Source organism: Synechococcus sp. O70.2 (assembly GCF_047462135.1).
Lineage (GTDB): Bacteria > Cyanobacteriota > Cyanobacteriia > Thermostichales > Thermostichaceae > Thermostichus.
In genome coordinates, this window is the sequence record NZ_JANSIS010000003.1 from 1 (window position 1) to 12,054 (window position 12,054).

A 12,054-nucleotide genomic window follows, 5' to 3' on the forward strand; every position below is an offset into this window, starting at 1 on the left:
GCCAACTTTAGCCTAGGCAAAGTGCCTACCAGAAAAGATGTACTCGCAAGCCTACTAGCTCAGCCCATCTCCGTCAAGGCAGGAGGTTGGTCATGCCACAAAGTGGCCAATTGTCCGGTGAATCAAGGACTAGAGGAGAGCCATAGAATGAGGAAAACCTGAGGACAAGAAAGCATGGGACGGCAACAACGGGTGGCCATCTTGGGGGCCACAGGAGCAGTAGGAGCGGAGCTGCTGAAACTGCTGGAAGAGCGCCACTTTCCGGTGGCAGAGTTGAAGCTGTTGGCCTCGCCCCGTTCAGCGGGCACCTATTTGACCTTCAAGGGGGAACGGATCCCGGTGGAGCCGGTTTCAGAAGCGGCCTTCCGGGGCCTGGATCTGGTGCTGGCCTCTGCCGGTGCTAGTGTCTCCAAAACCTGGGCCAGAACCATCGTCGAGGCAGGAGCGGTGCTGATCGACAACTCCAGCGCCTTTCGTCTGGATCCCGATGTCCCGCTGGTGGTGCCCGAGGTCAACCCCCAGGAAGCCTTCCGTCACCAAGGGATCATTGCCAACCCCAACTGCACCACCATCCTGATGTGCGTGGCCATCTACCCCCTGCATCGCCACATCCCGCTGCGCCGGGTGGTGGCTGCTACCTATCAATCGGCCAGTGGGGCCGGGGCCCGCGCGATGGTGGAGCTAGAGGAGCAAACCCGCGCCTACCTGCAAGGCCAGCCCTTTCAGCCCCAGGTGTTCCCCTACCCCATCGCCTTCAACCTCTTCCTCCACAACAGCCCCCTGGAGGAGAACGGCTACTGTCAGGAAGAGATGAAGATGGTCAACGAGTCGCGCAAGATTATGGGATCCCCCAACCTGCGGCTGACAGCTACCTGTGTGCGGGTGCCGGTGCTACGTACCCACGCCGAGGCCCTCAACCTGGAGTTTGAACAGCCCTTCCCTGTGGAAAAAGCCCGGCAAATCCTGGCCCAGGCCCCTGGGGTGGTGCTCATTGAAGATTGGCAGCAGAACCGCTTTCCCATGCCCATCGACGTGGCCGGCAAGGATGAAGTGGCGGTGGGCCGCATCCGCCAGGACATCTCCGAGCCCAAGGCCCTGGAGCTGTGGCTATGCGGGGATCAAATCCGCAAAGGTGCGGCCCTCAACGCCATTCAAATTGCCGAGCTGCTTTTGAAGGACTAATTCACTACAACTGTCCAGATTACTGGCCCCGCTGTAACAGGGGCAGCCTGAGTGCTGTTCAACGTCACCGGGGAGTTGGTGTAGTTGTAGGTGCCGGGTGAGTCCGTAGCTGCGAATGTGACTTGGACAGGGATGGTCACTGTGCAAGTTTGTGCTGGGGCTACTTGTCCTCCGGTGAATTGAATGGTGTTCCCACCCACCGAGGCTGTGAGGGTAGCTCCAGCACCGCAGGAAGCAGGTAAGGGAGGAGGTGGGGCAGATACGGTTAAAGGAGGCGGCCCTCCCGGCAAGGTGTGGTTAAAGGCCAAGCCCGTCAATGGAATGGCTGCGTTGTTGGTTATCCCAAACGTCAGAGTTCCATTCCCGGTAACGGGACGTGGGCCAATTGGGCCAAGCGGGTTGGGAGCAAAGGCCATGGTAAAGGTGGGAGCTGGCACCGTTACCGTTAAGTTGATAGCCGCAGCGGTGGCATTAGGCGCTTGGTTGCTGCTCAGGGTTACCGCGGGGCTGGTCAGGGATCCCGCTGTCGTGGCTGTAACCTGAAGATCCAGGCTAATGGTGCAGCTAGCGTTGGCTGCCAATGAGCCGTTGACCAGCAAGATGGAAGTTGCTCCTGGTGCAGCTGCCAGAGTCCCGCCACAGCCGTTGTTGAGGTTGTTGGGAGTGGCAACGATCAAGCCGGCAGGCAGGGGATCGGAAAAGGCTAGACCCGTCAGCGGCAGAGCGGCTGTGTTGGTGATCGTGTAGGTCAGGGTTGTTTTGGCAGTGGGGCCAGCAGCCACCGAGGTGGGGTTAAATGCCTTGGTAAAAGTCGGGGCACCCGGCGTGGGTGTTGGAGTCGGCGTAGGTGTCGGGGTTGGGGTGGGTGTTGGAGTTGGGGTCGGTGTGAGTGTCGGTGTAGGTGTCGGCGTGGGCAATATCGTCCCACCGCTTCCGCCTCCACCGCAGCCGGCTAGCCCCAAGCCAACTCCTCCCAGGCTTAGGCTTAGAGCCACAAGCGTTGTAATTGCTCTTCTTGTCATCTCTGCCTCACTTATTTAGTCGTCGCTAACTAGAAGTGCGTTTTCCTCAGGGGTGGCAGCTCGGTTCTAGAGAGCCTAGCACCAAGACGAATCTACTGGGAGTGACGCAAAACATTGACACCTAGTTGTATTCTGCTTAGCAGGTTAACAATTTCCCAAGCGGAGATCCCCAGCCTACGACACATGCAGAGAAGGTCGCAAGCTGCGCCTCAGCAGTCGGGGAGCCATTTTTCAGTCGTCGAGGGGAAAATTGAGAGGCATTGGGCCTTCAGGGAGAGTGATCTGTGCATCCAATTGCAACGGGATCCCTGGCTAGCTTTGTGGCCGGCTTGGCAACGGGGTTGGGGGCTTTGCCGGCGCTGTTTCTTCCCTCACTCTCGGAGAGGGTGCAAGGGATCTTGCTAGGGTTTGGGGGTGGCGTGATGTTGGCAGCCACCTCGTTTTCGCTGCTGGTGCCGGGTACCGAAGCGGCCCTGGCGCTGGGACATTCCCAATTCGAGGCGGCGGTGATTATGGGGGCGGGCCTGTTGTTGGGGGCGATCTTCCTGGAGAGTGCCCACCGCCTCTTTCCTCACGAGCACTTTTTCAAAGGGGTGGAAGGGGAGAACCGCGCCCATTTGAAACGGATTTGGCTGTTCATCATTGCCATCGCCCTGCACAATTTCCCGGAAGGACTGGCGGTGGGAGTGGGTTTCGCTACCGGCCAAGTCGGCGATGGGTTGGCGTTGGCGTTGGGGATCGGCTTGCAGAACATGCCAGAAGGGCTGGTGGTGGCTTTGTCACTGGTGGGCCAGGGGTACTCGCGGCTGTTCGCTTTTGGCATCGCCCTGCTGACCGGACTGGTGGAGCCCATCGGCGGGATCCTGGGAGCAACGGTGGTCTCTCTGGCGCAGCCCCTACTACCCTGGGGCATGGCTTTTGCGGCGGGGGCGATGTTGTTTGTCATTTCCGATGAGATCATCCCTGAGTCGCACCGGCAGGGGTTGGAGCGGGAGGGCACCTTTGGCGTTCTCAGTGGGTTTTTGTTGATGCTGCTGCTCGATATTGCGCTGGGCTAGAAAGGGATCCTCTCCTGTCTTGACGCGAGGTTTTCAATGCTGAGCAACGAGCCTTTTCTGTGGCGGGGATCACGGGAGCACGCCTGCCTGCTGCTACACGGGTTGGGGGGTGGCGTCTACGAGTTGCAGTGGCTGGCGGAGCGGCTGTTGGCAGCCGGCCTAACGGTGCAGGGGTTTAACTACCCCGGCCATGACCGCCCAGCACCCCGCATGCCCCCTTCCCGCTGGACGGAGTGGTACGGGCGGGCTTTGGAACATTACCTAGCTCTGCGCCAGGAGTACCCGCGCCTTTCGCTCGTGGGGTTTTCCACCGGCTGCCTGTTGGCGTTGCACCTGGCCTTTTCCCATCCTGTCCACAAATTGGTGCTGCTGGCGCCGTTTTTTGCCATTCGCCACCGCTGGTACTACCTCTTTCGCCTGGAGCAGTACCTCAACAGCCTGGGCTGGCTTTTGGACGATGTCCCCCGCTTCCGCCTGCCGATCCGGGATGGCAATGTCCGCGCTTTGGCAGAAAAAGTGGCTTATTTTCGCAGCTTCAATCTGACGGCGGTGCGCAGCGCCCTCGAGCTCATCGAGCAGGTCAAGGGGGAGGTAGCCAGCATTCAAGTGCCCACCCTCATCCTGCAACCGCGCCAAGATACGGTGGTGGATCCCGACCAAGCGGTGTGGCTGTATCGGGAACTGGGATCCGCCGAGAAGAGCCTGCAGTGGCTGGAGCGCTCCGACCACGTTCTCACTTTGGACTGCGAGCGGGAGACCGTGTTTGCCCAGGTCTGTGCTTTTCTCACCCAGGATCCCGCTCCAGCCGCACTAGGGTAACCCGCTGCCAAGCGCCGCGCTCGTCGTAGTCACGCACCAGGCGCAGCAGGTGGCGGCCCTCCGGCCCTTCTGGAAACCAGCTTAGGCTGACGGAAAAGCGGCGATCCCGATGAAGGGTAGGGATGGGCAAGGGATCCGGCCCGCCAACCCACAGCCCTCCCGGCAGAGGATCCCGAGTCTCTGTTTCCCCCCAGAACTGAACTTCAGTTTCGCTGGGCAAGCTATCGACCGCAGAAAAGCTCTGGGCAATCCCCCGCCATCTTCCTTGCAGGGCTGCGCTCAGTTGCGCTTGGGTAACCGAGGGAAAGTCGGCAACCAGATCCAGCGCTTGGCCGCGCCGCTCTAAGATGACGGTCACCCGCGCCAGGCAGCCCTGGGCATCCCACTGTTGCACCAGCCGCGCCTTGCGATCTCCCCAGAGAAAGCCTTGCTCAACGGCAAAGTCGCTAAACGGCGCTAGTTGCAGCCGCCCGTTAGAAAAGGAGCCATCGGGGAAAAAGCGCAGTCCGGGCGAGAAATCTCGGTAAACCCAGCTCTGGCGGCTTGTTGGGTTAGGGGATCCCTCCAGGGGGTAGTAGGCATTGGTTTGGCGGATCGCGCCCAACTCCAAAGCCTCAAAGGTAATGAGGCTGCGCTTTTGGCCTACTAGCTCCCAACCACCGTGGGCAGTAGGTCGATAGTCAAAAAAGAGGCCGTGCCATTCTCCCAAGTGTAGGGCTAGGCATTGTATCGGGGTTTTCATGAAGAAGCCTGAAGTGCAACGTTGAAGACAGAGCCGATGGAGAAGAAGCTCCGGGGTGGTATTTTACCTTTTGGGGATAACATCAGCTTTCTGATGAAAGGGTTGTGGTTTACCGCGGCTCAAAAAATGACAATGCAGCCTGCAGTTGCGGAGGCTTTAGTGGAACGAATAGGACACCGAGTACCTTGGATCCTAATGGGGTTATAAAAATGGAGCTTGGAGATAGCTTCTGTGATCCCGCTGCCATAGCGGGAAGGAGTTCTTTCAAGTTTTCGTCGTTTACCAGTCTGAAGTAGGACTCCACATGGTGGCATCGACGCAAAGCAGCCATACCCTAACCCGTAAACTGTTAAGGGGGTAGCAAGAGCAGATTAAGTCAGAAAAAACTAGCTATCGAAGAATCCTCAAAAGATCCCAGAATGCGTACTTCTGGCTCCAGCAGGATCGACCATTGTTGATAGACTTTTTCCTGGGCTAGGCAAATTAGGCGGTAGATGTCATTGGCGCTGGCCTGGCCACAATTGACGATGAAGTTGGCATGGCGCTCGGAGATTTGGGCTCCGCCGATTCGGTAGCCCTTTAGACCCACTCGCTCAATTAACCAGCCAGCGGGATAGGTTTCGGGGTTGCGAAAGACGCTGCCACAACTAGGCAGATGATAGGGCTGAGAGCTTAGGCGCTGGTTGAGGTGGCGCTGGGTTTCCCACTGCACCTGGGCTGGATCTTGGCCCGGGATCAACTGCAATGTTGCCCCTATAACCGTCCAGGGCAAGTCCTGCAGCCGCGAGCGGCGGTAGCCAAATTGCAGGTCGGCGGGTTTCAAGCGGCAGGGCTCTTGCTCTTCATCCAAAATCTGCACCTCCACCACCACGTCTGCCATGGCCTGCCCGTGGGCGCCAGCATTCATCACCACTGCTCCCCCCAGCGTGCCTGGGATCCCAATCGCCCACTCCAGTCCACTCCAGCCTTGCTTGGCAGCCGCCCGCGCCAGGTTGACCAAAGGTTCTCCGGCAGCGGCCCAGATCCTCCCCCCCTCCAGCAGTTGCAGCCCGCGCAAACGCCGGGTGTGGATCACTAGCCCTGGCAAACCGGCGTCACTGATGAGCAAATTGCTGCCTGCCCCCACTAGAGTGGCAGGGATCCCTTCTGCCCGCGCCCAAGCCAAACACTGCCGCAGCTCCAGGTTGCTGCCGGGCTCACAATACCACTCCGCCCTGCCCCCCACCCGCAAAGTGGTCAGAGGGGCCAGGGGGATCCCTGGGCGAATCCGTCCAGACAGCAGCGCTTCTTGCCCAGCAGGAAGAAGCTCCTCGTTACCAGCATGGCCTGCGGCGTCGGGCCCACAGGACCTGTTCTGCTGAGGCACCAGCGGAGCTGTCGTCATAGTGTTGATACCTCAGAAGCAGCCATGTTGAAAGCGTGGGTTCTTTGCCCAGGCTATTCTCCCTCCGGAGGAGTCTGGAGCTGTTCCCCCACCTGGGCTGCATATGCCCGCATCGTAGCCGCTATCTGCTGATTGAGGTCGCCTGCACCCAGAAAGATAGCGAGATCCCCAGCTTGCAAAATGGAGGTCAACACCTGCGGCAGTTGCGCTAAAGAAGACACATAGCGCACCTGGGGATGGTGTTCCGCCACCGCCACGGCCAGCCGCAAGCTGTCAGAATGCTCCGACGCTGGCTCTCCTGCCCCGTAGGTGGGCACAATCACCACCACATCTGCATTCTCAAAGCAGCAGGCAAAATCCTGAAACAGGGCGGCCAAGCGGCTATGGCGATGGGGCTGAAATACTGCCACCACGCGCCGCTGTTGTAGCCGTGCTGCCTGCAGCGTAGCGCGAATCTCGCTGGGATGGTGAGCATAGTCATCGATAAAGGTAACCCCGCCCACCTCCCCTTTGGCCTCAAAGCGGCGCTGCGCCCCTCGAAACTCGGCCAGGGCAGAGGCAATTACCGGAAACTCCAAGCCCAACTGTCGCCCAACGGCAACCGCTGCTAGAGCATTGCTGAGGTTGTGGGATCCCGGCACTTGCAGCCGTAGCTGACCCAGCAGGGATCCCCTTTCCCAGATCTCGGCGGCAGTGGAATTGCCCTTGTAGACAATCTGCCGCGCTTGGTACTGGGCTTGGGGATGTCCGGCCAGGCTGTAGCCCACGTCCACCTTGAGGTGGGTGGCCACGTTGGGGCAATCCAGGCAGGCCACTAGGGTTTGGCTCTGCTGCCCATACTGCTGAAAGGCCCGGATGACCTGCTCCAGATTGGCATAGTGATCTGGGTGGTCTAGCTCAACATTGGTGATCACGCCAATTTTGGGATAGAGACGCACCAGCGATCCGTCTGACTCATCCACCTCCGCCACCAGGTATTCTCCCTGGCCTAGGCGAGCGTTGCCGTCCCACGCCTCCATCTCCCCGCCTATGATTAGGGTGGGATCCCAGCCCGCAGCAAGCAGCATGTAGCCAATCATGCTGCTGGTGGTGGTTTTGCCGTGAGTGCCCGCCACGCCGATGCTTGGGCGATGGTTAAACAAAGCCGCTAGTAAATCGGCTCGGTGCCAAACCTTTAGTCCCTTGTTTAGAGCCGCCGCTAATTCCGGGTTGGTGGGGCGAATGGCGCTGGAGTAGACCACCTGGGGATTCCCAATCAACCCCTCTGCCGTGTGACCTTGAATAACGCGCACCCCCAACGCCTCTAAGCGGCGAGTGCGGTTATTGGCAACAATATCGGACCCCGAAACGCGAAACCCTTTCTTCGCCAAAATATAGGCCAAAGCAGACATGCCGACCCCCCCAATTCCAACAAAGTGATAGGCCGAAAGGGAGGAGTTCGACAGCTCCAAGCTTTGCCCAAGTAGAGATGAAGACGGAGCCTGCACCGAAATGCCGGGATCTTCTCCCCCCGCTGTCTCCACCATTGCAACGTTGCCTCACTCCTCGCACACACCTAAAACCAAAGCTGCTGCAAGGCAGATCATATCAGCAGTTTTTCGCCTTCTGCAGCAGGGAAGCAAAGCCTAAGGAAAAAGAGCTGCTTAAAGTGCAATTTCGAACTTGACACTCTTTTCCACAAAGCTTTAAGCTTCTTAATGAAGGGGTAGCTGTAGGCTTGAAGTTGACGGCAAAATGAGACCCCAACTGCTGTGGTTACTGCCAGGAGCTGGGCTGGTTGGCTGGGCAGCGCTAGCTACCTTAGGGTTGAGCCAACAAGGAGCTACCCAAGGAGCAACGCCGCCGCCAGCCGAAACTCCGGCAGCAGGCGGGGCAACGCCGTTGGCTACCTCGGTCGGGGCTCTGGGCCGTCTGGAGCCGGAGGGGAGCGTTATCCGTGTTGCTGGCCCTCCTGGCGAACGACTGGGGGAGCTGTTGGTAGCCGAAGGGGAGCGGGTGGTGGCGGGGCAGGTATTGGCCCGTCTGGAAAGCTACAGCGAGCGCCTAGCGGAGAGGGAGTACGCTGCCGCCCAACTGCAAGAGGCCCGTGCCCGTCTAGAGGCTGAGACCCGCTTCGGCCAGGCTCAAATTGAAGAAGCACGCACTCGCCTTAGCCGGCTGGACGAGCCCCAACAGTTGCAGATCCGCTCCCAGGAAGCCGTGGTGGAGCGCATTCGGGCGGAGCTAGCCGATGCTGAGGCCAATCTGGCTCGCTTTCAGGCTCTCTGGCAGGAGGGAGCTATTTCGCAGCAGGAACTCGATCAAAAGGCTCTGGTGGTGCGACAGCGCCAGGAGGACTTACAAGCTGCCGAGGCCACCCTCAACCAACTGCGCCTTGCCCGCGAGCGGGATCTGCGCAATGCCCAGGCCCAAGTGCAAGCTGCTGAAGCGGCGTTGAGACGGGCCCAAGCGCAGGTGCAGCTGCAGTCTTTGGCCCGCAACCTGGAACTGGCGGAAGCCCGCTTGGAGCGCACCCTCATCCGTGCCCCCCGGGCTGGCCAGGTGCTGAAAATCCACACTCGGCCGGGGGAAGTGATCGCTGCTAACCAAGGGATTCTCGAGCTGGGCAACACCGACCAGATGATGGTGGTGGCCGAAGTTTACGAAACCGACATCCTGCGGGTGCGACCAGGACAACGAGCTACCATCAGCAACCGCGTGCTGCCAGAAACCCTACAGGGCCGAGTGGAGCGGGTAGGCTTGCAAATTGGCAAGAAAGACGTGCTCAACACTGACCCTGCTGCTGACGTAGATGCGCGGGTGGTGGAAGTGTACATCCGCCTGGATCCAGAAAGCAGTGCCCGCGTGGCCGGCCTGACCAACCTGCAGGTGAACGTGGCCATTGATGCTGAGGGGTAGAGGGGGCGATGTCCAGCCTGTTCAGCTTTATTGGGCGCCGCATTCCCCTAGCCTGGCTGCAGCTGATGCGGGAGAAGATCCGCCTGCTGGTGGCTTTAGCAGGCATTACCTTTGCCTGCATCCTCATGTTCATGCAGCTGGGCTTCCAGGACAGCTTGCTGGAGAGTGCCATCCGCTTCCATGTTGCCCTCAAAGGGGAGATTTTCCTAGTCAGTCCCCAGTCCAACGCCCTTATTGCCATGAACACCTTTTCGCAGCGGCGGCTCTATCAGGCGTTGGGCTTTGAGGGAGTGCGAGCTGTCTCGCCTGTGTATTTGAGCTTTGCCCTCTGGAAAAACCCTGAGACCCGTCGCACTCGCAGCATTTTTGTCGTGGGGGTGGATCCCTCTGCCGACCTTGTGGATTTGCCAGGGCTAACCCCCGACGAGCTGGAGGAGATTAAAAAAGCTGACGTAGTGCTCTTTGACCGCCGCTCCCGCAGCGAGTTTGGTCCAATTGCCCAATGGTTTGAGGCTGGACAAGAAGTCGTTACCGAAGTGGGCAACCGCCGGGTGCGGGTAGGGGGATTGTTTGAGATGGGGGCTACCTTTGGCGCCGACGGTACCATCCTTACCAGTGACCTCAATTTCCTGCGGATTTTTCCTCAGCGCGAGCCTGGCCTGGTGGATATTGGCGTGGTGCAACTCCAGCCAGGGGTAGATCCCAAGCCGCTGCTGGATCAGATGCGGGCTCTGCTGCCCGAGGACGTGCGAGTACTCTCGCGGGCAGAGTTCATTGACATGGAGCGGAGCTATTGGGAGGAAGGCACGGCCATCGGCTTTATTTTCGGCCTGGGGGTGGCTATGGGCTTTATCGTCGGCATTGTGATTGTCTATCAGATTCTCTACACCGATGTATCTGATCACCTAGCGGAGTATGCCACCCTCAAAGCCATGGGCTACACTGACACCTACCTGTTGGGGGTGGTGCTTCAGGAGGCCCTTTTGCTGGCTGTTTTGGGCTACATTCCCGCCTTTGCCTTGGCTGTTTTGCTTTACGATTTGACGGCCAATGCTACCCTATTGCCCATTGCCATGACCTTTAACCGAGCGATGTTGGTCCTGGGGCTAACGGTGAGTATGTGCTTTATCTCAGGAGCCATTGCTGTGCGGCGGCTGCGGGCTGCTGATCCTGCCGACATTTTCTAACTGCTGAAGCAGGAATCCAGAATGGTGGCTTCCTTAGTTAGTCATTTGAGATTCTGAGCTTCCTATGCTGACTTCCCTTCTCAATCAAACTGCCCCTACCTCCACTCAAAATACCGCTGAGCCCGTGGTCAAAGTCGAAGGGCTAAATCACTACTTCGGTGAGGGATCCCTGCGCCGGCAAGTCCTTTTTGACATCAACTTTGTCCTGCACCCGGGGGAGATTGTGTTGTTGACTGGACCCTCTGGCTCCGGTAAGACCACGCTGCTCACTCTCCTAGGAGCCTTGCGCTCGGTGCAAGAGGGCAGCCTGCAGGTGTTGGGGCAGGAGCTGCGGGGAGCCAAGCCCAGCACCCTCGTCCAGGTTCGCCGCAAAATTGGCTATATTTTCCAGGCTCACAACCTGCTGCGATCCCTGACGTCAGCCCAGAATGTGCGCATGGCCCTAGAGCTGCACAACGGCCTGTCTCCCCAGGAGAGCCAACGGCGGGCAGAAACAATGCTGGCAGCGGTGGGTCTTGGGGATCGCGTCCACTACTACCCGGAACAGCTTTCAGGGGGTCAAAAGCAGCGAGTGGCGATTGCCCGCGCCCTCGTCAGCCACCCCAAGTTGGTGCTAGCGGATGAGCCGACGGCCTCCCTCGATAGCAGGTCGGGCCGCGAGGTGGTGACCCTGATGGAGAAGTTGGCGCGGGAGCAAGGTTGCACCATCCTGCTGGTAACCCACGACAACCGCATCCTTGACATTGCTGACCGGGTGCTGCACATGGAGGATGGACGGCTGGAGAGCCAGCCCATTGCCTAGGTTGCTCCCTGGGAGGCGTGACGGCGGTACCAGTCGATGGTGCGCTGCAGCCCTTCCCGCAACCCCACCTTGGCCACAAAACCAATCTTCTCGCGGGCCTTGGAGACATCTAAGCAGCGGCGGGGCTGGCCATTGGGCTTGTCAGTTCGCCAGCGAATCTCTCCTTGAAACCCCATCAGCTCGCAGATGAGGGCAATCAGATCCCGAATGGAGATCTCTTCGCCGGTGCCCAAATTCAGGGGCTCGGGGCTGTTGTAGAGCTGGGTGGCTAGAAGGATCCCCCGAGCTGCGTCTTCGGCGTAGAAAAACTCGCGCGTGGGGCTGCCATCTCCCCACACCTCCACGTAGTTCTGGCCCCGCTGCTGGGCTTCATGCACCTTGCGGATCAAAGCGGGGATGACGTGGGAAGTTTCGGGATCGAAGTTGTCCATGGGGCCGTAGAGGTTGACCGGCAGGAGGTAGATGCCGTTGAAGCCGTACTGCTGCCGGTAGGCCTGCAGTTGCACCAGCAGGGCTTTCTTGGCAATGCCGTAGGGGGCGTTGGTCTCCTCCGGGTAGCCGTTCCAGAGATCCTCTTCTTTGAAGGGGACAGGAGTGAACTTGGGGTAGGCACAGATGGTGCCCACGCAGACAAACTTCTCCACGCCCGCCAGGTAGGCAGCATGGATAAGCTGGGATCCCATGATCAGGTTGTCGTAGAAGAGTTCTGCTGGCTTGGCCTGGTTGAGGCCGATGCCCCCCACGTGGGCCGCCAGGTGGATGACGATGTCCTGTCCCTGCACCACCTCTTGGCAAACTTCCCAGCGGCGTAGATCCTGGGTGCGGGAGCGTGGGATTCGCACCTGCTCCGGCTTGACGCCCAGGAGGTACAACTGTTGCAGGACATGTTTGCCCAAAAAGCCACTCCCTCCGGTCAGCAAGATGCGCTTTTGGCTGAGATCGATGGCAGTGGACATGGCT

General features: G+C 59.4%; 11 protein-coding genes. 6 read left to right on the plus strand and 5 right to left on the minus strand.

Features of this window, described 5'->3' with window-relative positions; genetic code table 11:
• Positions 1 to 174: 174 nt before the first annotated feature.
• Positions 175 to 1,182, plus strand: coding sequence for an aspartate-semialdehyde dehydrogenase (locus NW812_RS04335; protein WP_414394416.1), 1,008 nt, complete (start codon positions 175 to 177; stop codon positions 1,180 to 1,182).
• Here NW812_RS04335 and NW812_RS04340 read toward each other — a convergent pair.
• Positions 1,179 to 1,964 carry a hypothetical protein gene (locus tag NW812_RS04340; protein ID WP_414394419.1) on the minus strand — a complete coding sequence of 262 codons (786 nt, stop codon included), beginning with the start codon at positions 1,962 to 1,964 and terminating at the stop codon, positions 1,179 to 1,181. The two genes, NW812_RS04335 and NW812_RS04340, sit on opposite strands and share 4 nt — an antisense overlap.
• Positions 1,965 to 2,488: 524 nt before the next feature.
• Between NW812_RS04340 and NW812_RS04345 the strand changes: the two genes are divergently transcribed.
• Both NW812_RS04345 and NW812_RS04350 read left to right on the plus strand, forming a co-directional pair.
• Positions 2,489 to 3,262, plus strand: a complete 774-nt coding sequence (locus NW812_RS04345; protein WP_414394421.1) for a ZIP family metal transporter — start codon at positions 2,489 to 2,491, stop codon at positions 3,260 to 3,262.
• Positions 3,263 to 3,298: 36 nt separating this feature from the next.
• On the plus strand, positions 3,299 to 4,081 hold the full coding sequence (locus tag NW812_RS04350; protein ID WP_414394424.1) for an alpha/beta hydrolase: 783 nt from the start codon (positions 3,299 to 3,301) through the stop codon (positions 4,079 to 4,081).
• Here the strand turns inward: NW812_RS04350 and NW812_RS04355 are convergent.
• The 3 genes from NW812_RS04355 to murC form a co-directional block, all read right to left on the minus strand.
• Positions 4,047 to 4,823 (minus strand): DUF3598 family protein, encoded by a 777-nt coding sequence (locus tag NW812_RS04355; protein ID WP_414394425.1) that lies wholly within the window; start codon positions 4,821 to 4,823, stop codon positions 4,047 to 4,049. The genes NW812_RS04350 and NW812_RS04355 overlap by 35 nt on opposite strands.
• Positions 4,824 to 5,199: 376 nt before the next feature.
• A complete protein-coding gene (gene murB / locus NW812_RS04360) occupies positions 5,200 to 6,207 on the minus strand; it encodes a UDP-N-acetylmuramate dehydrogenase (protein ID WP_414394428.1) in 1,008 nt (335 codons plus the stop codon).
• 53 nt (positions 6,208 to 6,260) lie between these two features.
• Entirely contained in the window at positions 6,261 to 7,733 is a 1,473-nt protein-coding gene (gene murC / locus NW812_RS04365; protein WP_414394431.1) for a UDP-N-acetylmuramate--L-alanine ligase, read from the minus strand.
• Positions 7,734 to 7,941: 208 nt separating this feature from the next.
• On the opposite strand from murC, the gene NW812_RS04370 reads away from it, so the two are divergent.
• From NW812_RS04370 to NW812_RS04380, 3 genes are all read left to right on the plus strand, one after another.
• Positions 7,942 to 9,105, plus strand: coding sequence for an ABC exporter membrane fusion protein (locus NW812_RS04370; protein ID WP_414394433.1), 1,164 nt, complete (start codon positions 7,942 to 7,944; stop codon positions 9,103 to 9,105).
• Positions 9,106 to 9,113: 8 nt separating this feature from the next.
• Positions 9,114 to 10,292, plus strand: coding sequence for an ABC transporter permease DevC (gene devC / locus NW812_RS04375; RefSeq protein WP_414394436.1), 1,179 nt, complete (start codon positions 9,114 to 9,116; stop codon positions 10,290 to 10,292).
• A gap of 64 nt (positions 10,293 to 10,356) precedes the next feature.
• A complete protein-coding gene (locus tag NW812_RS04380) occupies positions 10,357 to 11,094 on the plus strand; it encodes a DevA family ABC transporter ATP-binding protein (RefSeq protein ID WP_414394439.1) in 738 nt (245 codons plus the stop codon).
• Here NW812_RS04380 and NW812_RS04385 read toward each other — a convergent pair.
• Complete coding sequence (locus NW812_RS04385; RefSeq protein ID WP_414394442.1) at positions 11,091 to 12,050, minus strand: GDP-L-fucose synthase family protein; 960 nt, start codon at positions 12,048 to 12,050, stop codon at positions 11,091 to 11,093. The genes NW812_RS04380 and NW812_RS04385 overlap by 4 nt on opposite strands.
• Positions 12,051 to 12,054 lie beyond the last annotated feature (4 nt).